The sequence below is a fragment of the Gilvimarinus sp. 2_MG-2023 genome (assembly GCF_030547685.1).
Taxonomy (GTDB): Bacteria; Pseudomonadota; Gammaproteobacteria; order Pseudomonadales; family Cellvibrionaceae; genus Gilvimarinus.
Genome location: NZ_JAUOQM010000024.1, coordinates 1 through 25,539, shown reverse-complemented (window position 1 = coordinate 25,539; position 25,539 = coordinate 1). Strand labels below are relative to the sequence as shown.

Annotated in this window: 22 protein-coding genes and 1 pseudogene; 12 read left to right on the top strand and 11 right to left on the bottom strand. The window is 50.3% G+C overall.

Features of this window, described 5'->3' with window-relative positions; translation table 11 throughout:
• The first annotated feature begins 71 nt into the window (after nt 1–71).
• Nucleotides 72–1,025: a sensor domain-containing diguanylate cyclase gene (locus tag Q4526_RS05725; protein WP_215975941.1), complete on the top strand. Its 954-nt coding sequence runs from the start codon at nt 72–74 to the stop codon at nt 1,023–1,025.
• Nucleotides 1,026–1,066: 41 nt separating this feature from the next.
• Here Q4526_RS05725 and Q4526_RS05720 read toward each other — a convergent pair whose 3' ends face one another.
• Genes Q4526_RS05720 through Q4526_RS05705 form a run of 4 tightly spaced genes read right to left on the bottom strand, consistent with a single transcriptional unit; the run spans nt 1,067 to nt 4,020 of the window.
• Nucleotides 1,067–1,498: a hypothetical protein gene (locus tag Q4526_RS05720; RefSeq protein WP_215975940.1), complete on the bottom strand. Its 432-nt coding sequence runs from the start codon at nt 1,496–1,498 to the stop codon at nt 1,067–1,069.
• Nucleotides 1,479–2,408, bottom strand: a complete 930-nt coding sequence (locus Q4526_RS05715; protein WP_215975939.1) for a lipid kinase — start codon at nt 2,406–2,408, stop codon at nt 1,479–1,481. Before Q4526_RS05715 ends, Q4526_RS05720 begins: the two co-directional genes overlap by 20 nt.
• 25 nt (nt 2,409–2,433) lie before the next feature.
• Complete coding sequence (locus tag Q4526_RS05710; RefSeq protein ID WP_215975938.1) at nt 2,434–3,222, bottom strand: DUF1206 domain-containing protein; 789 nt, start codon at nt 3,220–3,222, stop codon at nt 2,434–2,436.
• Nucleotides 3,223–3,273: 51 nt separating this feature from the next.
• Entirely contained in the window at nt 3,274–4,020 is a 747-nt protein-coding gene (locus tag Q4526_RS05705; protein ID WP_215975937.1) for a phosphatase PAP2 family protein, read from the bottom strand.
• 322 nt (nt 4,021–4,342) lie between these two features.
• Here Q4526_RS05705 and Q4526_RS05700 point away from each other — a divergent pair.
• The 6 genes and pseudogenes from Q4526_RS05700 to Q4526_RS05675 form a co-directional block, all read left to right on the top strand.
• Nucleotides 4,343–4,417, top strand: a pseudogene (locus tag Q4526_RS05700) (lipoprotein); the annotation flags it as partial.
• Nucleotides 4,418–4,433: 16 nt separating this feature from the next.
• A complete protein-coding gene (gene lysA, locus Q4526_RS05695) occupies nt 4,434–5,681 on the top strand; it encodes a diaminopimelate decarboxylase (RefSeq protein WP_215975936.1) in 1,248 nt (415 codons plus the stop codon).
• A 112-nt stretch (nt 5,682–5,793) separates the two neighbouring features.
• The gene (gene dapF / locus Q4526_RS05690; RefSeq protein ID WP_215975935.1) at nt 5,794–6,627 is read left to right on the top strand and encodes a diaminopimelate epimerase; all 834 of its coding nucleotides are present in this window, start codon (nt 5,794–5,796) and stop codon (nt 6,625–6,627) included.
• Nucleotides 6,627–7,313, top strand: a complete 687-nt coding sequence (locus tag Q4526_RS05685; RefSeq protein WP_215975934.1) for a DUF484 family protein — start codon at nt 6,627–6,629, stop codon at nt 7,311–7,313. Before dapF ends, Q4526_RS05685 begins: the two co-directional genes overlap by 1 nt.
• Nucleotides 7,314–7,326: 13 nt before the next feature.
• On the top strand, nt 7,327–8,247 hold the full coding sequence (xerC, locus tag Q4526_RS05680) for a tyrosine recombinase XerC (protein ID WP_215975933.1): 921 nt from the start codon (nt 7,327–7,329) through the stop codon (nt 8,245–8,247).
• Between the two features lie 642 nt (nt 8,248–8,889).
• The gene (locus tag Q4526_RS05675; RefSeq protein WP_215975932.1) at nt 8,890–10,485 is read left to right on the top strand and encodes a polysaccharide lyase 6 family protein; all 1,596 of its coding nucleotides are present in this window, start codon (nt 8,890–8,892) and stop codon (nt 10,483–10,485) included.
• A 288-nt stretch (nt 10,486–10,773) separates the two neighbouring features.
• On the opposite strand, the gene Q4526_RS05670 is transcribed toward Q4526_RS05675, so the two are convergent.
• From Q4526_RS05670 to Q4526_RS05660, 3 genes are all read right to left on the bottom strand, one after another.
• The gene (locus Q4526_RS05670) at nt 10,774–12,264 is read right to left on the bottom strand and encodes a tryptophan halogenase family protein (RefSeq protein ID WP_215975931.1); all 1,491 of its coding nucleotides are present in this window, start codon (nt 12,262–12,264) and stop codon (nt 10,774–10,776) included.
• Nucleotides 12,265–12,425: 161 nt separating this feature from the next.
• Nucleotides 12,426–15,254, bottom strand: a complete 2,829-nt coding sequence (locus Q4526_RS05665; RefSeq protein ID WP_215975930.1) for a TonB-dependent receptor — start codon at nt 15,252–15,254, stop codon at nt 12,426–12,428.
• Between the two features lie 392 nt (nt 15,255–15,646).
• Nucleotides 15,647–17,257, bottom strand: a complete 1,611-nt coding sequence (locus Q4526_RS05660) for an alpha-glucosidase family protein (RefSeq protein WP_215975929.1) — start codon at nt 17,255–17,257, stop codon at nt 15,647–15,649.
• A gap of 220 nt (nt 17,258–17,477) precedes the next feature.
• Between Q4526_RS05660 and Q4526_RS05655 the strand changes: the two genes are divergently transcribed.
• Together Q4526_RS05655 and Q4526_RS05650 are read left to right on the top strand one after the other, a co-directional pair.
• Nucleotides 17,478–19,868 carry a glycoside hydrolase family 15 protein gene (locus tag Q4526_RS05655; RefSeq protein ID WP_215975928.1) on the top strand — a complete coding sequence of 797 codons (2,391 nt, stop codon included), beginning with the start codon at nt 17,478–17,480 and terminating at the stop codon, nt 19,866–19,868.
• 73 nt (nt 19,869–19,941) lie between these two features.
• Nucleotides 19,942–21,450 (top strand): MFS transporter, encoded by a 1,509-nt coding sequence (locus Q4526_RS05650; RefSeq protein ID WP_303604922.1) that lies wholly within the window; start codon nt 19,942–19,944, stop codon nt 21,448–21,450.
• A 75-nt stretch (nt 21,451–21,525) separates the two neighbouring features.
• Here Q4526_RS05650 and Q4526_RS05645 read toward each other — a convergent pair whose 3' ends face one another.
• The 3 genes from Q4526_RS05645 to Q4526_RS05635 form a co-directional block, all read right to left on the bottom strand.
• Nucleotides 21,526–21,801, bottom strand: a complete 276-nt coding sequence (locus tag Q4526_RS05645) for a hypothetical protein (protein ID WP_215975927.1) — start codon at nt 21,799–21,801, stop codon at nt 21,526–21,528.
• 189 nt (nt 21,802–21,990) lie between these two features.
• Complete coding sequence (locus Q4526_RS05640; protein ID WP_215975926.1) at nt 21,991–23,025, bottom strand: LacI family DNA-binding transcriptional regulator; 1,035 nt, start codon at nt 23,023–23,025, stop codon at nt 21,991–21,993.
• A 114-nt stretch (nt 23,026–23,139) separates the two neighbouring features.
• Nucleotides 23,140–23,397, bottom strand: coding sequence for a hypothetical protein (locus Q4526_RS05635; protein ID WP_303609551.1), 258 nt, complete (start codon nt 23,395–23,397; stop codon nt 23,140–23,142).
• Nucleotides 23,398–23,640: 243 nt separating this feature from the next.
• On the opposite strand from Q4526_RS05635, the gene Q4526_RS05630 reads away from it, so the two are divergent.
• Together Q4526_RS05630 and Q4526_RS05625 are read left to right on the top strand one after the other, a co-directional pair.
• On the top strand, nt 23,641–23,844 hold the full coding sequence (locus Q4526_RS05630; protein WP_215975924.1) for a CsbD family protein: 204 nt from the start codon (nt 23,641–23,643) through the stop codon (nt 23,842–23,844).
• Nucleotides 23,845–23,851: 7 nt separating this feature from the next.
• Complete coding sequence (locus tag Q4526_RS05625; protein WP_303609550.1) at nt 23,852–24,427, top strand: exopolysaccharide biosynthesis protein; 576 nt, start codon at nt 23,852–23,854, stop codon at nt 24,425–24,427.
• Nucleotides 24,428–24,600: 173 nt separating this feature from the next.
• On the opposite strand, the gene Q4526_RS05620 is transcribed toward Q4526_RS05625, so the two are convergent.
• The gene (locus Q4526_RS05620) at nt 24,601–24,873 is read right to left on the bottom strand and encodes a hypothetical protein (RefSeq protein ID WP_215975922.1); all 273 of its coding nucleotides are present in this window, start codon (nt 24,871–24,873) and stop codon (nt 24,601–24,603) included.
• A gap of 283 nt (nt 24,874–25,156) precedes the next feature.
• On the opposite strand from Q4526_RS05620, the gene Q4526_RS05615 reads away from it, so the two are divergent.
• Complete coding sequence (locus Q4526_RS05615) at nt 25,157–25,486, top strand: hypothetical protein (protein ID WP_215975921.1); 330 nt, start codon at nt 25,157–25,159, stop codon at nt 25,484–25,486.
• The last annotated feature ends 53 nt before the right edge of the window (nt 25,487–25,539 follow it).

Sequence of the window (25,539 nt, the reverse complement as noted above, 5' to 3'; positions counted from 1 at the left end):
CTGTATGACTAGACTCGCTCTCGGCAACCCATCAAGTTATATCGAGCAAACACTCACAAGGTTTACAATCTATGTCGGATTCGAATGGAATCAACACGCTAAACCCTCCACTCAATGCCCAGTTTTACCGAACACTGCTGGAATCCACGCAAGCTATCCCTTGGCAAATTGACTGGAAAACACTCAAGTTTAGCTATATTGGCCCACAAATTGAGACGTTGTTGGGCTGGACGCAAGACAGCTGGAAATCCGTTGAAGACTGGGCTGAACGTATGCATCCGGAAGATCGCGACTGGGCTGTCGACTACTGCGTATCACAATCCAAGGCCGGAGCCGATCACGAAGCCGATTACCGCGCCCTGACCAAAAAGGGTGATTACGTATGGATTCGCGATGTCGTGCACGTTATTCGCGACGAAATCGGTGACGTTGAATCACTCGTGGGCTTTATGTTTGATATCAGCGAACGCAAAAAGATTGAAGATAAGCTCTTTGACCTGCAAAAAGAATTGGAGGATCTATCGTTTAAAGACGGTCTGACAAATGTCGCTAATCGCCGTATGTTCGACTCTATCATTGAAGTAGAATGGACCAATGCTCGGCGCAACAATCAACCCCTGTCTGTCATTTTGTTTGATATCGATTTCTTTAAACAATACAACGATATTTACGGTCATATTCAGGGTGACGATTGTCTGAAAAAAGTCGCCAAAGTTCTCAGTCAAAGCGCTACTCGCCCGCGGGATTTTTTTGCGCGTTACGGTGGTGAAGAATTTATTTTAGTCTTGCCCGAAACCGATATCGAATCGGCCCGCAAGGTCGCAGACCGCTGCCGTAGCTTAATCTTTAAAGAGCAAATTCCCCATCAGGGTTCCGACGCCAGTCACATCGTTACCGTCAGCATGGGTATAGACACTACGCTGCCGGAGCACACAGACACCATCAAAGAATTTCTCCAATCGGTAGATCGCCGCCTTTATATGGCCAAACAACAGGGGCGCAACCGCATGGTGGATGTAGGCTAAGCGTTAGCGATCTTATTTAAGGTCGCACTACGGCTAATTGCTTACAACGCCCTTAAACGCTCAATACTGTCATTCACCAGCTGCTGACAACGGCGTAGCAGCGGCTCATCTTGAGCCTCTAACCACTGCTCCTGTTCGGAGATCATTTGCGCTAACTGTTGTTCTGCCTGCAGGCGTTGAGCCACGACCTTTCCCGTCTCATCGGCGGCAAACAAGCCCGACAAATGGTTGATGAACTGCTCGCCCTCTTCTCGTTCGGGGTCTGGCACCGACGGTAAATCTTCGGTCGAACGAATTTCAGCGGCGAAATCGCGCGCCAGGCTTTCTCGCTCAGCCGCCAGTTGTTCAAAGCACGATTCAGCGCTGGTATCTGAGACAAAAACAGCCGCGTCCCGATAGTGGTCAGCGTTTTCCAGTAAAGCTATATGCAATTGTTGCAGGGCGACCTGCCTATCACTTCTCAACAGTGTCATTAGTCTCTCCAATCCAATTGTCAGCATCAATTACCACGTCTAAAGCGTTCCTTTGCAGCGTAAAGTCAGCGGGCGTTTTGGCAACACACTCACCGTCAGCGTGTATTTCCATTTCTTTAGGCCGTGTGATTAACTCTATCGTTTTCGCTCGCAACAGTGTCACACGGTCAGCCTGACGCTGCTTACCATCGCGTAACAACGGCGCCAAAGCCAGTAACTCCCACAACGATTGCGGCCGAATACTGTACAACGATAATTGCCCATCATTGATCCGACACTGCTCATCCACCACATTGCCGCCACCGTAGTACCGCCCATTACCCACTGCAAGCTGTATAGAGCGCAATTTCATCCATTGGCCGTCAGCTTTCAACTCTACTTTAAACTGTTTCACTCGGGCCAAAGCTGCGAACAAGGCTTTTAAATAACTAAAAACGCCCCAATGCTTTTTGACCTCGTCCGTTAACTCTTCGGTAACCTTAACTCCCAGTCCCAAGTGTGCGACATTAAAATAGTAATGCCCGTTCACCACCCCCAAATCAATAAACTGACGATGCCCGGCCTCAATAGCCGCAAAAGCGTTATCCAGCTCTCCCGTTAAACCCAGAGAACGCGCAAGGTCATTGGCTGTGCCCAAGGGCAACACCGCTAATGGTAGCTGGCATTCACTTAGCACCCCTGCCATTGAACTGATGGTGCCATCACCGCCGCCAACAATGACCAAATCCAATGCGGCTTTTCGCTCCAGCACCGCCTGGCGACTCTCCTCCGGACCGGCAGACTGGTACTGTTCAATCTTTATACCGGCTTGCTCAAGCCGCGCAATGCCAGCATCCAATTCCGCCTCTGCGCACTGACGGGCCTTAGGATTCACAATTAACAGGGCGCGCTCTATCGGCTGTTTTGGCATGGGTGTTATCGATTCCTTTTACACATTAATAATTGATGCGACGAAATATCATTTCCAGCAAGCTATAACAACCAAACGCGATTAATCCCGTCGCAACAACCCCTAACAGCCATGCGCCATAAGCACTATCGCGCAGCGTATTGAGCGCGTCGGCAATACCTTTAACCTCTGAGCTATGAGCCACTAGAGCCGAGCGCACTAGTATTGCACCCATTAATACCAATACCAGTCCACGCGCGACCAAACCAAAGCGGCACAGCGGCTGCATCCAAACCACCTGAGATGGGGGTAATTGCATGAACTTTTGATAGCCAGCACGCCAACCTTTCACCATATGGGCTCCCCCAGCCACGGCCATGCCCACACCAACGCCCGCCAAACACCACAAACCCCACTCGCTCGACAACCACGTGGGTTGACCGCCATCACTACCGCTATCTGACAATAATAGCTTAGCGGTAAACAGAGCAAGTGCTGAGTGTATAGCGGCGCTTATCAGCAAACCCATTCGCACACCCAAGCCCTTTACCGAGGTGCCGTGGTTATCAGTATCGAGCAATGCCTGTGTTGCCCGCCAAGTAACGTATCCCACCAATCCCAGCACAAGCACCACTAATAGAATATAACCAAAAGGTTGCTCGGCTAAAGTACGAACAGCACCGCGACTATTGGTGGTTTCGCCACCAAATCCAGTGGCTGTTAGTAGCGCCAATGATCCCACTGTTAAGTACACCAGTGCACGAGCGCCGTAGCCCATACGAGCCAACATACCGATGGGTGAAAGTTTGCTCAATGTAGCAGCCTCAGCCTTCATAGTACGTCCTAATGTAAAAATACATGTCATGTTTTGTAATGCCTTTAACGCTCACGAACGAGTGTTATCCGGGCCCAATACCGCAGGACTGTCCAGCTCCGGCTCAATCTGCCCTCGGCGCTGTAACCAATTGGCCAATAACCAACAGAGCAAGGCCCAGCCGGCCCCCGCCGTCCAACCCGCCAACACATCTGTGGGCCAATGCACCCCCAAATAAAGACGACTAACACCAACGATAAACGTAATAAACAAGGCCGCCAGTAAATAGAACGCCTTTAGCCGGCGCCGTCTTTCGGCCCGGGCTAATAGCGCGCCCAGTGTCAGATAAGTAGCCGCCGCGACCATAGAATGACCGCTGGGGAAGCTCGCGGTATAGACCGCCGCACCGTGGGGAACTAAATCTGGCCGATCGCGCTGGTAGGAATCTTTCAACAGGGTGTTCACTCCAAGCGAACCCAATGATGCTACCAGCACGACTAAAGCCAAGCGCCTGCGTTGGCACAACACTAAATACCCCATCACCATTAATGTCACGAGCGTGAGCACCACATTGCCACCCAGCGCAGTAATATCACGCCCCATCTCTTCGACCCAACCGGGTCCAACCGGGTCGCTAACATCGCCCGCGGTGCGCATCATAAGCAACACACTGCGATCGATATCGTGGGTGTCGCCCTCGGTTACTTCATCGGCAATTTCGGCAAATACCCAAACGGAACCCAGCAGCGCAAACACCACAAGCAAAACCGTCAGCTCGCGGTTGCCCAACCAAGAAAAAAAACGGTTAACTCCCAACATCGGCTCAATCCTATTTGCTGTTATTCAACACTCATTAGAGCGATAGAATAAAGGGGTATAGCAAGAATAGCGCCACAGCAATGGGGCCAAGTTTAGGGGCCTGGCACACCATTGCCCGCTAGTGACGTGTAAAAGTCGGCAAATTCCTTGGTAGAGTTTGCAAAACTAAGGCTGAAAGAGCCTGAAACCGAGGGCTGAGCGGTGCAATTGTTCCCACCGGAACCGGCAGGTTATACTAGCCCCTTTGTTTGCCGACTATTAGCGACCCAATATGACTTATCTAAGGCTTTTATGCGCCACAGCACTACTTTGCTTAGGCACAGGTTGTGGTCAACAAGGTCCCCTATACCTGCCCACAGATGATAAAGCGCCTGAGCAAACGCCAGCCGACGATTAGTCCATGAGAGAAATTTATGTCCTTTTTTACCGAGTGCAGCGGTGAGCTGTATGTGGAAGATGTACGTCTAAACGATATTGCCGAACAATATGGCACCCCGGCGTATGTATACAGCCGTGCCGCGTTCACCCAACACTATTTGGCATACGCCCAAGCACTGGGCCAACACCCAGGCATGATCTGCTACGCCGTAAAGGCCAACTCCAATATTGCCCTGCTTAATTTGCTGGCTCGCTTGGGGGCAGGTTTTGATATTGTCTCAGGTGGGGAGCTAGAGCGTGTTCTTACCGCCGGTGGCGATCCCAAACGTATTGTCTTTTCCGGTGTGGGCAAAACCGCCCAAGAGATGAGAAATGCCCTCAAGGTGGGTATTTATTGCTTTAATGTCGAGTCGGAACCAGAGTTGGAGCTGCTCAGCCGCGTGGCAGAAGCCGAAGGCCTTACCGCACGTATTTCTCTGCGCGTAAACCCCGATGTCGATGCCGGCACCCATCCGTATATCTCCACCGGACTAAAAGAAAATAAGTTTGGCATTGATATTGAGCGCGCCCCCGAGGTGTACCGTCGTGCGACCGAACTGCCGGGCATTGAAGTCCACGGTGTCGACTGTCACATTGGCTCGCAATTGACAGAGCTGCCGCCATTTTTGGACGCCCTAGATCGCCTGCTGGTGCTGATTGACAGCCTGGCCGAGCAGGGTATCAATATTCGTCACCTAGACTTAGGAGGCGGCTTGGGTGTGACCTATAAAGATGAACAGCCTCCGGCCGTTGGCGACTATATGGACGCCCTTAAAGACAAAATTGGCGACCGCAACCTGGCCTTAATGTTCGAGCCCGGTCGCTCCATTGCCGCCAACGCAGGTGTCCTCCTAACTAAAGTACTGTTTCTCAAGCCCACCGAGGCGCACAACTTCGCCATTATTGATGCCGCTATGAACGACAATATCCGTCCCGCGCTGTATCAGGCCTGGCAAGATATTCGCCCTCTCAAGCGCCGTACCGGTCACGCTTTAACCTGGGATTTGGTAGGCCCTGTGTGCGAAACTGGCGACTTTTTGGGCAAAGATCGCGACCTGGTACTGGAAGAGGGCGACAACCTTGCGGTTATGTCCGCCGGCGCCTACGGGTTTACCATGAGCTCTAACTACAATACCCGCGCCCGCGCTTGCGAGCTGCTGGTCGATGGTGACCAAGTGCACGTTATTCGCGAGCGCGAAAGCTTCGTCGATATGATTCGTGGCGAACACGTTATTGAGCAATAGTGTGCACACTGCGATACTATCGCCTTAACACATCGGCGCATTCAACATGTTGCGCCGAATTCGGGCTGCCCGAGCGGCACCCCAATCAAAGATAAGAGATTCGGACACCACTATGCGACTGCGCTTTACCAAAATGCATGGCCTCGGCAATGACTTTGTGGTCATCGACGGTATTAGCCAGAAAGTGAAACTCACCCCAGAAAAAGTGCGCCATTTGGCCGATCGCCACTTGGGTGTGGGTTGCGATCAGGTTCTGCTGGTGGAAATACCCACCAGCCCCGAGGTGGATTTTTGCTACCGCATCTTCAATGCCGACGGCAGCGAAGTGGAGAACTGCGGCAATGGCGCGCGTTGCTTCGCACGCTTTGTACGCGACCGGCGCCTGACCGGCAAACGTGACATCCGTGTACAAACCGCGGCGGGTCAAATGCTGCTAAAAGTTCAAGAAGACGAACAAATCAGTGTCGACATGGGTGTACCCATTCTGGCCCCGACCGATATCCCTTTTCAAGCCGAAAACGAAGCCGCCGACTACCCGCTGGATTTAGGTAATGGTCAGGTACTCACCATTGGTGCGATCTCTATGGGCAACCCCCATGCGGTTACCCTCGTGGACAATATCGATAGCGCGCCCGTGGCCGAGCAGGGGCCACAGGTCGAGTCACACCCACGCTTTCCCCAGCGGGTTAACGCCGGCTTTATGCAAGTGTGCAGCCGCACCGAGGTGCGTTTGCGCGTCTTTGAGCGTGGGGTGGGCGAAACTCTAGCCTGCGGTACCGGCGCCTGCGCGGCAGTGGTGTCGGGTATTGTGCGCGGCTTGTTGGATAACCAAGTCACTGTTCACCTTCCTGGCGGAGACCTCGACATCCAGTGGGCAGGCATCGGCCAACCGGTTATCATGACCGGCCCGGCAACCAATGTATTTCACGGACAGGTAAAGCTCTGATGAACGAAGCCGATACGCCGCAGAGAATCAAAGCCACCGATGTCGCCCAATTTTTGGCCGACAATCCAGAGTTTTTTGTCGAACACCCAGGCTTGCTAACAGAACTGCAACTGCCCCATGACAGTGGCACCGCCGTTTCTTTGGTCGAGCGGCAGGTTTCCGTATTGCGCGATCGCAATATGGACATGCGCCACCGGCTAAGTCAATTGCTGGACAATGCGCGCGACAACGATCGCTTATTCGACAAAACCAAGTTATTGATTCTTTCTCTGCTCGAAGCACGCGACTTGGGCGATATCATCGACGCTTTGCACTACAGCTTTAACAAAGAATTCAATATTCAGTTCACCCGCACTTTATTGTTTGGCGATGTCGATAAAATTGCCGGTTCTGAAGCGCGCGTGGTTAGCATCTTCGATGCGCGCGAAAACATTGGCGCCCTGCTCAAAAGCAATCGCTCGTTTTGCGGCCACCTGGACGATGCTCACAAGCAGTATATTTTTGGCGACGCCGCCAGCGAGATAGGCTCGGCCGCCACCGTTCCTCTGGTGCACGGCAATACATTCGGCTTGCTTGCCATCGGCAATCGCGACCCTAAATATTACCGCTCCAGTATGGGCACTCTCTTTTTGGCCTATATTGCCGAAGTGCTCAACCGGCTTATTCCCCCTCACCTGCCATCATAAAAGAGACATTTCCATGAGCGCACTGCCTTTTCAACAAGAGCTGAATGCGTTCTATACCTATTTGCAAACCGAGCGGCAATTATCCGACCGAACCCTTGAGGCCTATCGGCGTGACCTGATTAAATTACAGCACTTTGCCGCCGAGCGAAGCATAACCTCGGTGAATCAACTCACTACGCATGACATACGGTTAAATCTCACCGAACTGCACCGCCATGGGCTCAGTGCAAAATCGTTACAGCGCTGGCTCAGTGGGTTACGCAGCTTTTTCCGCTTTGGCATTGGGCGCGGTTGGCTTAGCAACAATCCCGCCGATGGCCTACAAACCCCCAAGGTCAGCCGGAAATTGCCCAAAACCTTAGATGTCGATCAAGCCACGCAATTTGTCGAAATAAACGGCACCGATTTTATTAGCCTGCGCGACCGAGCGCTGGTGGAATTGTTCTACTCCTCGGGATTACGTTTATCCGAGTTGGTGGGCATTAACTTGACCGACATAGATCGCATCGATGGCAGTGTTCGCGTAACGGGCAAAGGCAATAAAGAACGCAGTTTACCTGTCGGCAGTAAGGCCCTGACCGCGCTCGCGGCGTATCTACCCGTGCGAGCTCAGCACACCGACGAGGCCGAAACCGCACTGTTTATCTCCAGCCGAGGCAAACGTATTAGTCAACGCAATGTGCAACAACGGCTGCACCAAATAAGCCTGAAACAAGGCATGACGCAACCGGTGCACCCACACATGCTGCGCCACACCTTTGCCAGTCATATGCTGGAGTCCAGCTCAGACTTGCGATTGGTACAAGAACTACTGGGCCATGCCAATATATCAACCACGCAAATATACACCCACCTCGACTTCCAACATTTGGCCAAAGTATACGACAACGCTCACCCCAGAGCGCAAAAGAAAAACAAAGACTCTTCTGACTAACCGCAGAATACAAGCGCAATGAGATATTAAATTTTACGATCAACAATAAATTTTTCGTGTTTAAACCTTAACTATCGTGCGCAGAAAAATTATTACGCCCGCATGATTCACACCACACCTTCATCGACGCCGAGCGAATCAATCTACGGTTCTTTCCCAGTAATTTTTTGAAGTCTGATTTCATTATCTATAAGAGTTATTGGTTGTTAGGAATTATCAATTTTTTATCCACTACTTCTAATGCCCAATAAACTATGTGGTTTCAATAAGCTTTCATAAATAAGCGGTCTGATAGGGCCTACCGGGCGTATAAACGTTCCCTCTAGGATGCCTGGGAAGTTCCAGTTATACTAAGCTCTGCGTGGTTTTATAATCCGCCGGTGATTGAAGCGCTAACACCGGACTTACTGGTCGCGAAAGTATAAGTAGCTCAGGCCACAATAGCCCCTCATAACCAACAAGGCACTTGTCACTTACGCATATAACTTCGACCCAATTGTTAAATATTAAGCTGACAGAACATAAAATTATTAGCCATCGTTTTAATAACAAAACATCCAGACCCGCCTCTACTGAGGTGCAATCACACAAGCATTAAAAATGCCCTATTGTCCAATTTCTCAAACCTGAAGTGGAGTTTTTATGATACGAATAACAACAAACACACTCGCCGCCCTTGTACTGGCTTTGTGTTTTAGCCCGTTAGCATCTTCCAAATCTATTGTTTACGAAGGTTCCGGTGAAGAAACTTGGACCCATAAAGGCCTAGACGCTGGTGACATCGTGATTATTCCCGACGGAACCTATCACGATTTAAAAATCAACGTACAGGGTCGAGGTGAGCAATCTAAGCCAATCATTTTAAGAGCGCAGACCCCTGGCAAAGTTGTTTTAACCGGTGCTTCTTGGATTCGCTACTGGGGATATTATATTGTGGTAGACGGATTTGATTTTCAAGATGTTAACTACTCCACCTATAAAAACAAAATACGCCCCATCATTGCCAACCGCAGAGCAGGCTCTAGTAGTGGTGAATCGAAAGACATGTGTAAAGCGTGCGTGTTGCAGCGGGTAAGAATCGACAACGAAACCCCAGAAGGGGCTCAAAATGAATACAAGTGGATTGAAATTTATGGTTACAATAATGTCATTCGATATAACTATTTTGGCGCCAAAAAATCCGACAGCCGTGTACTGCAAGTCCAGCTAAAACACGCCAATAACGAAGAACTTCCCGTCTCGCACCTAATTACCCGCAATTACTTTGCCTCTCGCAATGCAGGAAAAACCATCGGCAACGGTGGTGAGGCTTTGCTAATTGGCGAATCCAAAATGCAGCATGTGGTTGCTAAAGTACTGGTTGAAAACAATCTTTTTTATGATGCCGCGATTAAAGGTGAACCGGAAGTTATTTCCAACAAATCCTCTGACAATACCTTCCGTCACAACACCATCCGAAACACATCCGCAGGCCTGACCCTACGACACGGAGATAAAAATACTGTCGCCTATAACTGGTTCTTCCAGGCGGGTGAAGAAGGTACCGCCGGTATACGTATGATTGGAGACGACAACCAAGCTATTAACAACTACATGGACAGCGTTGCCGGCGGCGGCAAATCTTCCCCGTACCGCCCCGCTCTTGGCTTGCCTGCCGCTTACTCAAAAAAGGACGACGAAGCCAATATTAATGGCTACCAACTCAGCGAGCGACCGGTGATAAAAAACAACACCGTTATCCGCTCTGCGCAACCGGTGATGCTATCAACGTGGTATGACCGCGGGAAGCTCAGCATGACGCGCCCGCCCAAGCAGATTACCTTTGTCGACAACCTTGTATTCCAGATGGATGTACAGCCTTCGGATGCGAATTGGGTAAAAGGGCTCGCCATCAGTGCTGACTTCAATCCAGAGTCAGAGTACGGCAACGAACACGGGACCGACAAAGCGGAATACGCCCCAAGTTTTACTAGCATTAAAGGCAATATAACCGATGGACGAGTCTCACCAGCGTTGAAAAACGGGATTACAGAAAACTCCAAAAAAACATTAACCGGTTGCGATGCATTTGGTACTGGCGATATGGTTTATGAACAACTTGACGGCGCTGGCGCCGATTTATCGTTGATGACTGCACCGCTGGTTTGGAGCGACAAAGTAAAATCCCCACGACTGGGCCCGGACTGGCTAAATCCGAACTGGAATGATAATCCTAAAACATATACACCCTGTGAGTAATTGTATTATCCGGCTCTAGTCTATTTCATAATCATTATCACCGCGTCCAGTGGGGCGCGGTTAAAATATCTGGATTGAAATCAAAAAAAAAGCGCAGCCAAAGCCGCGCCCAATCGTAATGAAAAGCGTCATGTATAAAAGCACGTTAACTCAATACTTCCATCTAACCCGAACTATGCCCATATCCAGGTTATTGCTTGAGAGAACATTATCAGATTAATACGTATACCCACCTCTCTCAAGAGACTACATACGTATTCATTGACGATGAAAGCACTGTATACGTATTCACTGCCGGGTATAGCGATCAATAAACTCATCGTGAGCCAGCATCTTCTTAACCGCCGCCGATTTAAGCTGATGCGTCTGCTGAAAAAACGCTTGTAACTGGGTTTTATCGAGCCGTTCGGCAAGAGGGTGATAATCGCGCGGCACTAACCCTTGCCCCAGCATAACCTGCAGCCAAGAGGACTCGGCAAATAAATCCTGATCGTCGCGAATCAATACACCTTGAGCAGTAAACGCCTGGATTTTCTGCTGCAATGCATCAGGTAACGGCAAGCTTTGCATTTGCCGCCAAAAATCACAATCACTGCGGTTATTCTGCGTGTAATGTAAAATAAGGAAGTCCCGTACCTGCTCGTACTCTCGCTTCGACTCTTTATTAAACCGAGCTACCACATCGGACTGAATCCCCTGGTGAGGAAAATAGCGCAACAAGCGCACGATTGCCGATTGAATTAAGTGAATACTGGTTGACTCCAATGGCTCCAGAAAACCGCTCGCCAAACCGACGCCAATCACATTCTTTTGCCACTGCTGCCGCGCCCTGCCCGTGCGAAAACGATTAATTCTTGGCTCGGCCAGTGCGGTTGACTCCAGATTGTTTAGCAAGGTCTGTGTTGCCTGATCATCGCTCATAAAACGTGAGCAATAAACCAGTCCATTACCGTTGCGGTGCTGCAAAGGTATACGCCACTGCCAACCCGCCTCGCGCGCTATGGAACGGGTGTAGGGCAAGGTTTGCTCAAACCGCTCCGAGGGAACAGACACTGCCGTGTCGCAGGGCAGCCAATGACTCCAGTCATCAAAACCCACCCCTAACGCCTTTTGCAACAATAAGGCTCGAAAGCCACTGGCGTCGATATAGAGGTCCGCCGCAATTTTTTGACCACTGTCGAGTAATAGTTGCTCTACCGCGCCGGAGTCCGGGTTTAGCAACACATCACGCACCAGGCCTTCTTGGCGCACCACCCCTAAGCCCTCACTGATTTTGCGCAAGTACTGGCCGTACAGTGATGCATCAAAATGATAAGCGTAAGGCATGTCCAGCCGCGCATCTTCGGTTTGCAACTTGGAAAACTTACCGGCACTGGCCGCCAGGTAATTTAAATCGTAATGCCACAAACTTTTCGTATCAGACCATTGACTCGCTCGACACCAGTAATGATGGAACTGACAAAACGCACTGCTTTGACCGGCGGCACCAAAAGTGTGAAAGTAGCTTTGCCCTTGGCGATGCCAATTTTCGAATTGTATTGCCAGTTTTAGTGTGGCTTTGGTTTCGCGTAAAAACTCAGCCTCATCCAAACCGAGCACGCTGTTAACATGCTGAATGGGTGGAATCGTCGCCTCACCCACCCCCACCGTTGCAATTTGATCTGACTCAATTAGGGTAATATCTACTACAGAGCCAAGGACTTTTTTAAGTAACGCGGCGCTCATCCAACCGGCGGTGCCACCGCCAACAATGACCACTTTTTCTACCGTTTTCTGCACTCCGACACTCCACTTATAAATAGTACCCCAAAAAACTATTAAATTTCCGGGCGCTGCTGGCTCTATCGGCCATTCATTATTATCCGTCACAAACAAAAAAGGATGCTCTTTCGAGCATCCTTTTAAGTACATCTAAGCATAGTAAAAATTCATAGAGTTGCTTAGAACTTATAGTTCAAACCTAACAGGTAATTAGCGCCAAAGCTCTGATACTGCGTAATCTGACGAGAGTCACCTTCATTGAACTGCACGGTATCTTCGTCGGTCAGGTTTTGCGCCTGCAAAGTCACAGTTAAACCTTGCAGTGACTCAATACCAGACTCACTGAAGTTGTAGCCGATTTGTGCATCCCACAACTCCGAACCCTGACTGCGAGTATCCACCAAGGATAGGCTCTGGCCGCGCGTCTCAGTGAGGTATTCCGAACGTTTGCGACCGCTGACACGGAACTCGAAACCACCGCGCTCATAATAAGCTGTCAACTGGAAAATTTCTTCCGACAATCCCGGTACGTCGCCACCATCATCTAACTCACCGTCATTGTAAGTGGCGCTGGCGAGCAGACCAAAACCATCCAGCGTTTCACTAAACAAATGAAAAGGCAGACTCGCTTGTAGTTCAACACCGCTCACTTCACCGGTTAAACCATCTTCTCGATTGGTTACGATGCCTTCAAATAAAGCAGGCCCTTCTCCAGTGTTGGCACTTTGGTGATAGCCGGGAATATAGTAAGGCGTAAAATCAGATACGGTCTCGCCTTCTCGGTGCCAGTTCACCAAATCTTTGTAAAATACAGCGGCGCCGAACATACCATCGGCGGCGAAGTACCACTCGTAAGAAAGGTCATATTGATTTGCCTCTAAAGGGCGCAATTCGGGGTTGCCCGAACTACCGCTCCAGGGGCTGTTATTGATATCGGAAGTCTCCAGAATCTGTGCATCGTTAAATGAGAACGTGACCGTTGTATTAGGACGCATATCATCCATACGCGGACGGCTAATGGTTTTTGCCGCGGCGAAGCGCAGGGTATGATCTTCTGCTAAGCGGAAGTTCAGATTCATACTGGGCAGAACTTTATCATAACTGTCGCCACCGCTGACCGGTGTCGCCAATACATACAAGTCTGGCCCGGTAAAAGAACTGAAACCGGAGGACATCTGTTCGGTATCAACATACTGCACACCGATATTACCGGTCATTTCTACGGAGCCAAGTTCAGCGTACAAATCGGCCATTGCGTAAACGGTGGTAATTTCTTCATCGACCGTATAAGTATCACCCTCACGACCGGTCTCTAACTCCTCAGCCGCCGTTTCGGTGTAATAGCCGCTGTTGTATAGGCTAATAGCATCGTAGGCCACCATATTACCTAAGCCAATAAAATCCAGATTGGCACTGCCCACGTAATACTCTTCTGGAATTGGACCATCGCTTGGCCAGGTCGGAGCCGTCAGAAATGCACCCTGGTTGATTTTGGTTTTTGACCGGTCGGAGTAATTAATACCCACTTCCAGACCACTCACCACACCCCAATCAACTTCACCATTTAGCGTTAAGCGAAAGCTGTCCAGAGACTCATCAAAATCGGGGTTATTAACAAAACCATCCTGAGCGCTGACATAGTTCAATGGCTGGCCATCGCTGGCTTGAAAGTCTTGCACCGGCGCCAGTGAACCGCCCCACGCCTGAGGCCCAGCAAGGCGAACTTGATCGGGGTCAGACAAATCTGGCGCTGACAGGCTCGGGTGGGCACTGTACATAACGCCGGTATCGGTCATGGTCCAGGCGCGTGGGGTCAAGGCTCCCTGAGTCGCTGATTGGGCACGCCCCACACCTGAATAACTTTCAATATTGGTAATGGTTTTACTGACTTCACCGATAGAAGCATCGAACGCCAGGCTCCAATCATCAGTAATCGCAAACTCAACATTGGCCCCCACGGTGGTTAACTCGGCATCTTTGCGCTCGGCGTCATTGCGAATTACGCTGTGAAAACCGTCGTAATAACCCGTGGTAACCAGGCCATTATCCAAACCTGTAACCGTGTAATCGCCCGTACCCCACTCGGCACCCCCCTCTTCCAGCCCGCGAAATACTTTGTCTTCACGAAAGTCGATATAGAGCGCATCTACGGTGATACTCAAACGCTCACTCGGCTCGTACTGGACAACACCAGCAACCGACTCACGCTCCATAAGCCCCGAGCGCACAAACGAGTCGTGACCGCCCAAAATGACTTCATCACCGGTCAGGGTAATACTATTTTCTACCGCTGCATCCGGGTTTACATTGGCATAACCCCAACCGCGAAAATACTCTTCCTGGCTGGGCGATTCCATAGAAGCCAGAGAAACAGAAACACCTAAAGTTTCATCGGCAAAAGAGTCGGAGTAAGTGAATGCCAGTCGATGGCCGCTATCGTCAAAATCCGGGTTGGCTGATTCTTTACCGTTTTGCTCGAAGTTAGCATTAAATGCGACGATGCGGTCGTAATCCAGCGGACGGATCGTACGCATATCCACCGTACCACCCACACCTTGGGTCATTAAGCTGGCTTCCGGTGTTTTATACACAACCACCTGATTAATGATCTCTGCAGGGTAAAGGTCGTACTCAACACCGCGATTATCGCCCATACCCAACAGTTCACGGCCATTGAGTGTGGTGCCTACATAGTTCTCATTAAAACCACGTACCGACAAGCCGCTGGTGCGTCCGTCGCGACGCTCACCGGCCAAGCCGGGCAAGCGGGCCAGTGACTCGGCAATACTGGTATCGGGTAGTTTACCGATATCCTCAGCCGTCAACGCTTCGGTTACCGAGGTCGATTCGCGCTTAATAGCCTGGGATTGCTGAATTACGGAGCGAAAGCCCTGTACCACAACTTCTTCGAGCATCTCATCGCCCTGAGCATAGACATTGGCCGAGCCTGCGGCCATCGTCAGCATGGGCAGAAGTGCCAGGGTGGGGTTGAACTTACGTTTTATCATTTTGGTGTCCTCTCGCCGGGAGATCTAATTTATTGTTCTGTGTAGGAGATTTCTACTGTCAATATAAAGTGTGTGGCTCAGTAGTCTCTGTTGTTTAATACTAGTTGGACACCCACCCCCGAACAATACACTGCATACGTATTCAATAGCTAACAGTGGCGTGATTACATACGTATTCATTTGTCAGTCAGACCACACGGCATTTTTGCGGCTTTTTGATCGGCCATATGACGCCCATAAGCCTTTCCCACAGTGTACTAAAAAGTGACAACTTGAAGATTTTGAAGAAAGAATGAGGCCGATTGGCAGGAAGATTTATTGAAGTTGTTTGCAGGGATTTTCAATAAGCGGCTGCCGGCGTTGCACTCGACAGCCGCTCGATGTTTAATCGGCTAGCATTGCAGAAAACTTGCCCCAAATTCTGGCAACATAAGCTTATTGCCTGTCAATTTAAAATCAAACCCGTGCCCTGTTAGCACCTGATTAGAATCATCTGGTAAGGTCACTTCGCAAGACTCTTCACTAAAATTAAAACAGCAAAGGACTCGCTCGCCAGCAAAGGTTCGATAAAAGCTCAGAACATTCTTATTCAGATCAACAAATTCAATATCGCCATAGCGAAGTGAATTTTGCTCCTTACGCCATTGGGTAAAACGCTGATACGCGTTTAACACAGAGCTCTGATTTTTAATTTGCCGAGCAACATTGCGCCTGCGGTGCTCTTCTACTACCGGCAACCAGGGCTCAACACTAGAAAAACCGCCGTGCTCAGTATCACCCCAAGGCATAGGTGTGCGGCAGCCATCCCGGCCCTTAAAGCGCGGCCAAAAGGTGATGCCATACGGATCCTGCAGCTGTTCAAGTGTGAGGGAGACTTCGGGCAAACCCAGCTCTTCACCTTGGTAGGAGCAGACACTTCCGCGCAGAGAAAACAACATTGCGTTAACCATTTTGGCCAAGGCATCACCGGCTTTAGCGCCCCCCCAACGCGACACAACACGTGCCACATCGTGGTTGCCCACCGCCCAACACGGCCAACCTTCAGCCAGCTTGGACTCCAGAGTCGAAACCGTATCGCGAATATACTGTGGAGAAAAATCGTCGGTTAGCAACTCGAAGCTGTAAGTCATGTGCAGCTTATCGTTGCCGCGGCTGTAGTCAGCCATGGTTTGCAGCGAATTTTCGGAAGAGATTTCGCCCAAGCTAACAATTTGATCATAGCGATCAAACAACGCGCGTAGCTTTTGCAAAAACTGCAGGTTTTCCGGTTGCGTTTTATCGTAAATATGGCGCTGGAAAGCGTAGGGGTTATCTTCACTAAAACCACGCCCCTCTCGCTCATCAACAGGCTTGGCCGGATTCGAGCGGAGGCTTTTATCGTGAAAACAAAAATTAATAGCATCCAGCCGGAAGCCATCGACACCGCGCTGCAACCAAAACTCGACTTCGTCAAGCATTTGCGCTTGCACTTCGATGCAGTGGTAATTCAAATCCGGCTGTGATTTGAGAAAATTATGTAAATAATATTGCCCGCGACGCGGCTCCCACTCCCAAGCGCTGCCACCAAAAATGGCCAGCCAATTATTAGGGGGAGTACCGTCTTCGCTAGGGTCCGCCCAGACATACCAGTCCGATTTTTCGTTATCGCGGCTTTCCCGGCTTTGCTGAAACCACGCGTGCTGATCGGAGGTATGACTCAACACCTGATCAATCATCACTTTAAGGCCGCGCGCGTGAGCTTGTTGAATAAGCTCATCTATATCATTTAGGGTTCCAAACAATGGGTCTACATCGCGATAATCACTGATGTCGTACCCGAAGTCTTTCATCGGCGAGCGAAAAAAGGGGGAGACCCAAATGGCATCCACCCCGAGCGATGCGATATAGTCCAATCGATTAATAATACCCGGAAGATCACCCACGCCGTCGCCATTAGCGTCCATCAAAGAGCGTGGATACACCTGATAGATTATGGCGCCTCGCCACCAGGGTTGCTGTTGCATAAAAAATCCTCTGCCAGATCCACTCACCGGTGTGCCTGCGCTTTGTTATTGTCAGTTGTTACCTACCTTGCAATAAAGATTAGTTCACTACGACTTTTGCACGCAACACACTGCATACGTATGCAGCCATGCAAAGTCATTGAATACGTATGTAATTTATTGAGAGCCGCGATAACGTCTATTATTGTGTGAAGCTATCCCCTATGAATAAGAGATAATAATGATGTTACATCGCGCAATGACAACAACACTGGCTCTGCTCGGCGCCTGCTCGTTGGTAGCCTGTCAGGGTCCCGACCCTAAGCCTTCAGCAGCCGGACAAACAACTGCCCACGGCGCACCTGGCGCTAGCCCCACCTGGGCCTACTCGGGCAAAACCGGTATTGGCACCAGTTACGAGCAGTATCACCAGGGCGCTTACAGCGATAAGGCCGCAACGGGTGCAGTATCTCGGGTGTGGTTTTCCGTTGCGCAGGGCGTACTGACAGAAACCATGGCAGGGCTGATTCATGAAGCCCAAATCAGGGACTCACAATTTGTTATCACCGGCGATAACTTTACCGACCTAGAATCGGAAGATACTCTGAGCGACATTCAGTATCTGCACACCGACAGTCAAAGCCGCCCCCTATCACTGGCCTATAAAATCATCAACCGAGATGTAGAAGGGCGCTACACCATAGAAAAGTTTCTGGTCACAGACCCTTCCCACAACACCCTATTACAACGCGTACGCTTTACCGCACACGAACCTAACATTCAGGCCCATCTGGTCACCAACCCTCATATCGCCAATACCGGCACCGGTGATCGCGCCTGGGTAGCCGATCAAATTGCCTACGCGCAAGAGGGCGACTCCGCCATGGCCCTAGTCGGCCCCCAAAACGCCAAACTTGCTGTTGGTTTTGTGGGTGAGTCCGACCTGCCAACCGACATGCTAAATGGCCAGCAGGACTGGCACTTTACCGACACCGGCAGTACACCGGGCAACGTCAGTATCAGCCAGAGCCTGAAAGCTCCGGATGGCGAAACTATTGTATGGGATTTTGCCTATGGTTTTGGCGACTCACCCAAAACCGCTGCGGCCAGCGCCCAAAACACATTAGCCCGCGGCTTTGACGAGGTGCTCGCTCACTATAATGGCGAGGGTGATTACATTGGCTGGCAAGACTATATCGCCAGCCTACAACCACTGGATCGGCTTGCCGCAAGCGCTACCGACGGCGGCGAACTCGCCTATGCCAGCGCGCTGGTATTAAAAGCTCAGGAAGATAAAACCCACGCCGGGGCGCTGATTGCCTCTTTATCGAACCCCTGGGGCGATGTGGTTGCCGCTACCGAGCCCTCTACTGGTTATAAAGCCGTGTGGCCGCGCGACTTCTACCAAGTTGCTATGGCTTTTTTAGCGCTAGGTGACACCCAAACACCCAAAGTCGCGTTTGAATATCTCAGTCACGTTCAAGCCGGCCCCAATACCCCCGGCTACACTGGTGCCCCCGGCTGGTTTTTGCAGAAAACCCATGTCGATGGCACACTCGAGTGGTACGCCGTTCAGTTAGACCAAACGGCCATGCCCATTATGCTGGGCTGGAAGCTCTGGCAAGCGAATGTATTGTCCGACGCCGAAGCCAAGCACTGGTACAACCAGATGTTAAAACCAGCGGCGCAGTTTCTTAGCCACGGTGGCGATATCGCCCTAGGCTGGAATACCACCAGCATTACCCCACCGTTTACCCAACAAGAAAGGTGGGAAGAGCAAGCCGGGCACTCGTCTTCAACCACCGCAGCCACCATTGCCGGGCTAGTCACCGCCGCCGAATTTGCCCAGGCATTTGGCAACAGTAACGAAGCTGAACTGTTTTTAGCCAAGGCTGACGAGTATCGCGCTGCACTCGAACCCCGCGCGTTTACCACCCAGGGCACCTTGCCTCCCGACGGCCAGTATTACCTGCGCATCAACAGCAACGAAGACCCTAACGACCAGAGCCTTTTAACCGAACGCAATGGGCAAATTGCGCTCAACGAGAGCGATATCGTCGATCCGGGGTTTTTAGAGCTCGTGCGATACGGCGTACACTCCGCCAGTTTTGGTCCCATCCGCGAATCATTAAATGAAGTGGATAACACCGACCTGCCCGAGTTTTTGCAAGTGAAGTACGACTTCCCCGCCGGCGAACACACTTATGTTGGCTGGCGCCGCTACGGAGGGGATGGCTACGGCGAGCGCACCGGCAACGGCGCAGGCTACGGCGAAAACGGCCAAAATCACAGCGATCAACGCGGCCGGGTATGGCCTTTTTTAACTGGCGAGCGCGCTCATTATGAACTGGCACACAACAACCAGCAGGGTGACGGTAAAATACAAACGCTAAAAGATCAGTATGTCGCCAGCATGGAATTTTTTGCCAATGAAGGGCTTATGCTGCCCGAACAAGTCTGGGACGGCGTAGGCAGTAACCAAGTTTATGGCTACGAGATGGGCCAGGGTACTAATTCCGCCACACCCCTGGCCTGGACCCATGCCGAATACATTAAACTGCTGCGCTCACTCAGCGACGGTCAAGTGTGGGACTACTATCCACCGGTAGGCGAGCGCTATCAAAACCCCTAACGCTTTACGGTGACAATAGCCGGCCCAACCCACGAGTTGCGGCCGGCCGTGCAATAAAATAACGAGAAACGCTATGACAACCACCGCGAACACCCGGCCAGAGCTCAGTTTTTGGCAAATCTGGAACATGTGCTTTGGCTTTATTGGCATTCAGTTTGGCTTTGCCCTGCAAAACGCCAATGTCAGCCGTATTTTTCAAACTCTGGGAGCTTCGATTGATGAGCTACCCATTCTTTGGGTCGCCGCGCCTTTAACCGGACTGCTGGTACAACCCATTATTGGTTATTTCAGCGATAAAACCTGGAACCGTTTGGGGCGCCGCCGTCCCTACTTTTTAATTGGCGCACTGCTCACTACGGCGTCCCTGTTGTTTATGCCGCACTCCCCCACCCTGTGGATTGCCGCGGGTATGCTGTGGATTATGGACGCCTCCATTAATATTTCCATGGAGCCCTTCCGCGCGTTTGTGGGCGATATGCTGCCGCAGAAACAGCGTACTCTGGGATTTGTGATGCAGGGGTTTTTTATTGGCGTAGGCTCGGTGGTTGCGGCTAGCCTGCCCTGGCTTATGACCAACGTTTGGAGTGTCAGTAATACGGCCGCTGTGGGCGTTGTACCCGATTCAGTTATCTGGTCGTTTAGCCTGGGCGGAGTTGTCTTACTACTGGCCGTCGGCTGGACCATACTAACCACCCGCGAATACTCGCCTGAACAATTGGCGAAGTTCAACAGCGCTGAAGGGCAAGTCGACACCAAGGAAACGGCCACCCTTAAGCCCGCCAGCTTCTACCATAAAAGCGGCCTAGTTTGGCTGCTGCTAAGCGTACTAGGCGCTGCGGCTATTACCGGTTTTGCCCTGCAGGGCGAACTGTATATTCTAGCGGGCAGCTGCGGCGGTTTTGCGATGTTACAGCTGGCCGCCGGCTGGTTGCAAAACAATCGGCGCACTGAGCACGGGGTATATCAAATAACACACGACCTATTCCATATGCCTCGCACTATGGTGCAACTGGCAGTTGTGCAGTTTTTCTCGTGGTTTGCCTTATTCACTATGTGGATCTATTTAACCCCTGCGGTTTCCAGTCATCACTTTGGCGCCACAGACACTTCAGGCGAATTGTTCAACCAGGGCGCAGATTGGGCCGGGGTACTGCAAGGCTCCTACAATGGCTACGCCATGCTGGCCGCTTTTATTATTCCACTTATGGCACGCAAACTGGGGCGTAAAATAACTCACAGTATTAATCTCGCCTGTGGTGCCTTGGGTTTTCTTTCTTTTTTAATTGTGCGCGACCCCAACTGGTTACTGGCTTCTATGCTGGGTGTTGGTATTGCCTGGGCGTCAATTCTCTCTATGCCCTACGCCATGCTTTCCTGCGCCTTGCCCGGCCATAAGATGGGCGTTTATATGGGAATTTTTAATTTCTTTATTGTCATTCCGCAAATACTGGCGGCCAGTATTTTAGGGCTTGTTATGAGTACTGTCTTCGCTGGCAGCAGTATTTATGCTCTGGCCTTAGCGAGCGGCTGTTTTTTACTGGCAGCAGGTTTTACCTTAAACGTAGATGATGTGGGGGAGTAACCGTCGCCAGATTTACAACGTTAGGGGTGAGCCTGTAAAACGCGCCACCCCAATGCGAAGTAATATTTAAAGTCTTTAGGCGCGTTTAATCCGCACAACCTTCATCACTTCAAAACGCAACCCCGCAACCATTTCGGCCTCCGGGTAGTAAGTGATGTTGACACGTGCACCCTTTAAACTTTGATATTTATCTTTACGTTTAAACTTAAACGGTATATCACACCCCTCTATCATCACCGTATGCAACATCCACTCGCCTTGCTCGCGCTGAACGTGAGACACCACCTTCATCGCCTCCGAGTGCACCAATTCACGATTCTTTTCTAGTAATTTCTTAGGGTCTGATTTCATTGCTTTGTACGGATTAAATTTATTAAATGAGACTTATTGATAATGTAATTTCCGCTAAAAATTTTTGCCGAGATCCCAAATTGACTACCTTAAGCTATATACAATTATACAGTGTGGCAATCGCTATTCGGCTATTGTTTAGTCTTCAACGTAATAGATCTTAAGCATTCAGTGGTATATGCAATACAGCTAACTGGACCTGCCGCCACAAGACCCTCTAACCACTAGTTGCGCCGGAATTAAAAACGATTCAATCGTTTCACCTTCCATCAGCTTCAATAGATTTTCCACTAACAACTCACCTGCGATTTTGGTGTTCTGCTGCACTGTTGATAACGGTGGATAGGTATAAGCAGCCATGGGTATATCGTCAAACCCCATGATCGCTATATCTTGTGGAATGCGTACGCCCTTCTCTTCCAACGCTTTCATAACACCGATGGCAATTAAATCGCTGGCACCGAGCACGGCATCAAAGGCCACCCCATCGTTGCGCAGTGACACCGCCGCCTGATAGCCGGAATCTTCCGATGTTTCAGCGTCTACTTGCAGTTGCGAATCAATCCTTAAATCAGCTTGTTCAAGAGCCGCGCAGTAGCCTTGATAGCGACGACGAAACTCCGGGCTGCCCTCTGAAATACCGCCAATAAAAGCAATGCGCCGGTAGCCCAACCCCAATAGGTGCTCAGTGGCTTTCTTAGCACCGCTGAAATTGTCGCAACCAATGGAGACTCCCGGCTGGCCCGGCAACACCGGCCCCCAGGTAATGTAGTGAGCCTGCTGTTCATCTAAATGGTTTAGCTTTTCGACATAGGTGGTGTAGTCACCGTACCCTAAAAAGATAATACCGTCGGCGCGATTAGCGTCTTCATAATCGGCGTGCCAGTCGTCACTAAACTGCTGAAAAGAAATCAGAACATCGTAGTTGCGGGTGGCGCTGGCGCGGATAATACTCGCCACCATGGACAGAAAGAAAGGGTTGATCAGTGAATCACCGGTGCCGTGATCTTCGTTAAGTAACAGGGCAATGGTACGGGTTTTCTGTGAGCGTAGATTGCGCGCGTTTTTATCGACTTTGTAGTTGAGCTCGCGGGCAATCTCCTTAATACGCTGCTTGGTCTCTTCATTGACCAGCGGGCTATCACTAAGTGCCCGCGATACTGTCGCCTGAGACACGCCCGCTTGATATGCGATATCGAACGATGTGGGTTTGCGATCTTTCATCCAGCCATCCTATGGGCGAAGCCAAGCCTTGAGAGCCGCTCGCGACGCTTTTGTTATAGTTCGTTGTGGCTATTCTGCCACGTATAGCAAGGCGTGTTAACGTTATTTTTCAGACTAGCCTTTGTCCGAACGCAACTGCTTGACCAAGCTAAAGCCTGCAAAACCACAGGCCGCGGCTACTGTACCACCGACAACTTGTGCCACTAACCACAAGCTGGCACCTCCGCCCTCATAAGGCGTGAAGTAAACACTGTAAATTAAAGCGGCTAATAGTCCCAGCCAAGGCAAGGCACCAGCGAGAATCGCGCTGATGAAACCGCGAGAAATTAACGCGCAAATAGCGCCCGTCAACAGTGATGGAACAATCAACAAAAACCATACCCACATACGCTTTAGCGGGTTAACCCGCTCCCCTTAATGTTTGGCTTATACTCCCTAAAATACCAAAATCTGTGTAATTTTTATAAAAAATCTATACTCAGTCTGCTTTTTACCAAAACAACCCTTGCCTGCCCCCCACTCGAACAGGCTAAAACACAGCCCAGCGGATCTCGGCACACGACTGGACTGTTCTTTGCTTTATTGCGTTTAACTTCAAGCCGACAGGAGGACTCTATGAACACCGAGCAATTTGAGGGTAACTGGAAACATCTGAAAGGCAGTGTGCAAGAACAGTGGGGACGTTTAACTGACGATGATATTCAAAAAGTGGTCGGCAAGCGCGACAAACTGGTCGGACGCTTACAAGAGCGCTACGGCATCACCCGACAAGCCGCTGAGGATGAAGTGAATCAGTGGTCTGTTAAATACGAGCAGTAGGTGAATGATGGCTAACACACAGCAAGGCGGTTTAACCCAAACCATTGACCTCATTCTCGGCGCCAGCAGCCAGAATTCATTCAGCGTCGGCGATGTGCTAGAAAGTGCGAGCCATCGAGGTTTTGGCCCAATGCTTTTGGTGCCGGCACTGGTGACTTTTTTACCCACAGGGGGGATTCCCGGTGTGCCTATTGTAGCGGCGATAGTGATTATTTTAATTGCCGGGCAAATATTGCTGGGCCGCAACACGCCGTGGCTACCCAAGCGATTGCGAAAAATCGAAGTCGAGCGATCCTCTGTGGATAAAGTTTTGCGGCCAGCAAAGCGTTATACAACACCGGTTGATCGGGTCTTAAAGCCGCGCTTAGGCTTTTTATTGGGCGCTGTAGGCATTAAAGTCACCGCTCTTTTATGCATTGGCTTGGCACTGGCACTGATTCCACTCGGGCCTATTCCTTTTGCTGCGGCTATACCTTCGGGCATTATGGTATTGCTGGCTTTAGGCATAGTCGCCAAGGACGGGTTGTTAATTGTGATCGGCGGCGTGTTAAGTGTGCTCGCGGTGGCGTTGATGGCCTTTTAGGCTACGCAAGAAACTACTCAGTGGCCACTCATTAGGGAGATACACGACCACCTAGGGTTTTAAACGCGCCTTGGGCATATCACCCAACAGTCATAATTGCCCAAGGCGACAATGCCTAATGCATCCCAAAACCATACCGCTGAGACATTGCCCAACAGGCGTTTGAAAGTTGACTACATCAAGCTGCCGGTAAAGTCGCTGGCAGGTTTGCCCGGCCGGCTGGACACTGGATGGTTGGGAATTTCATTAATTTTTCCGCCGCGAGCCAAAAAGGCTTCTATCTGACAGGAAAGCTCGGTACGAAGCTTTTCTCGCGAGGCAATATTGTAATCTTCCGCAGAGTGAACCTTACCGGTAACTGCCACGCTAAGCGCTTCTGTCTCTTCAGATTCCATATCGTCGTTCTGATCCAGATTCTGTTCGGTTTCGTCGTATTGACTCGCCATAATCACACCCCTCAATGAACCCGCGTTAAGTACGCGTCAACAAGAAACAGACGAAAAATATACTTTTAATGCCTGCCCCAAAGTGTTTATTAATAACCTGCGCTTTGTGACTTTATAGCGCAACCTACGCTTAAGGTCATTGCTTTTTTATTGTTTTTTTAGTTCAGTTTTTTATTACCAAGCCTGCATACTTAAGATTTTGTTATTTGACCTGTGCAAATCATATTTTTTGCACAATAACCCTGAGCACGCTAGACTTCGACCTTTTTACGGTTACTTATTTATGGCACGTAAACAAGAGTTCAAACACTTTCCGGAGCTACATGACCTACCCGACGATGAAAAAGCCAACCGCTTAACCGAAGCAAAGGCCTTGGCCTTTGGCCCCGATCAAAAACTCACGCGCTGGCGTGGCAACATAATGCAATTTGCCATCATGTTTATCGTTTCTGTGCTTTTTATGGTGTTTGTAGCGCCGGCATTGTCATTGTCACAGGATGCTTCTGCTCTTATTATGCTATTCATTATTTTGCCGTTGTTTTTTATACTGCAGCAACGGCGTTACATTCAGCTGGTTCGCCAGGCACTGGCCAAATTAAACCCGCCGAGCTAATTTAACTATTACAGACATAAAAAAAGCGCCTAAAGGCGCTTTTTTTATGTCTG

What these genes read in the sequence shown, in the direction of transcription:
- Q4526_RS05725 (WP_215975941.1), top strand. Translation starts at nt 72, where the DNA reads ATGTCGGATTCGAATGGAATCAACACGCTAAACCCTCCACTCAATGCC.
- Q4526_RS05720 (WP_215975940.1), bottom strand. Translation starts at nt 1,498, where the DNA reads ATGACACTGTTGAGAAGTGATAGGCAGGTCGCCCTGCAACAATTGCAT.
- Q4526_RS05715 (WP_215975939.1), bottom strand. Translation starts at nt 2,408, where the DNA reads ATGCCAAAACAGCCGATAGAGCGCGCCCTGTTAATTGTGAATCCTAAG.
- Q4526_RS05710 (WP_215975938.1), bottom strand. Translation starts at nt 3,222, where the DNA reads ATGAAGGCTGAGGCTGCTACATTGAGCAAACTTTCACCCATCGGTATG.
- Q4526_RS05705 (WP_215975937.1), bottom strand. Translation starts at nt 4,020, where the DNA reads ATGTTGGGAGTTAACCGTTTTTTTTCTTGGTTGGGCAACCGCGAGCTG.
- lysA (WP_215975936.1), top strand. Translation starts at nt 4,434, where the DNA reads ATGTCCTTTTTTACCGAGTGCAGCGGTGAGCTGTATGTGGAAGATGTA.
- dapF (WP_215975935.1), top strand. Translation starts at nt 5,794, where the DNA reads ATGCGACTGCGCTTTACCAAAATGCATGGCCTCGGCAATGACTTTGTG.
- Q4526_RS05685 (WP_215975934.1), top strand. Translation starts at nt 6,627, where the DNA reads ATGAACGAAGCCGATACGCCGCAGAGAATCAAAGCCACCGATGTCGCC.
- xerC (WP_215975933.1), top strand. Translation starts at nt 7,327, where the DNA reads ATGAGCGCACTGCCTTTTCAACAAGAGCTGAATGCGTTCTATACCTAT.
- Q4526_RS05675 (WP_215975932.1), top strand. Translation starts at nt 8,890, where the DNA reads ATGATACGAATAACAACAAACACACTCGCCGCCCTTGTACTGGCTTTG.
- Q4526_RS05665 (WP_215975930.1), bottom strand. Translation starts at nt 15,254, where the DNA reads ATGATAAAACGTAAGTTCAACCCCACCCTGGCACTTCTGCCCATGCTG.
- Q4526_RS05660 (WP_215975929.1), bottom strand. Translation starts at nt 17,257, where the DNA reads ATGCAACAGCAACCCTGGTGGCGAGGCGCCATAATCTATCAGGTGTAT.
- Q4526_RS05655 (WP_215975928.1), top strand. Translation starts at nt 17,478, where the DNA reads ATGATGTTACATCGCGCAATGACAACAACACTGGCTCTGCTCGGCGCC.
- Q4526_RS05650 (WP_303604922.1), top strand. Translation starts at nt 19,942, where the DNA reads ATGACAACCACCGCGAACACCCGGCCAGAGCTCAGTTTTTGGCAAATC.
- Q4526_RS05645 (WP_215975927.1), bottom strand. Translation starts at nt 21,801, where the DNA reads ATGAAATCAGACCCTAAGAAATTACTAGAAAAGAATCGTGAATTGGTG.
- Q4526_RS05640 (WP_215975926.1), bottom strand. Translation starts at nt 23,025, where the DNA reads ATGAAAGATCGCAAACCCACATCGTTCGATATCGCATATCAAGCGGGC.
- Q4526_RS05630 (WP_215975924.1), top strand. Translation starts at nt 23,641, where the DNA reads ATGAACACCGAGCAATTTGAGGGTAACTGGAAACATCTGAAAGGCAGT.
- Q4526_RS05625 (WP_303609550.1), top strand. Translation starts at nt 23,852, where the DNA reads ATGGCTAACACACAGCAAGGCGGTTTAACCCAAACCATTGACCTCATT.
- Q4526_RS05620 (WP_215975922.1), bottom strand. Translation starts at nt 24,873, where the DNA reads ATGGCGAGTCAATACGACGAAACCGAACAGAATCTGGATCAGAACGAC.
- Q4526_RS05615 (WP_215975921.1), top strand. Translation starts at nt 25,157, where the DNA reads ATGGCACGTAAACAAGAGTTCAAACACTTTCCGGAGCTACATGACCTA.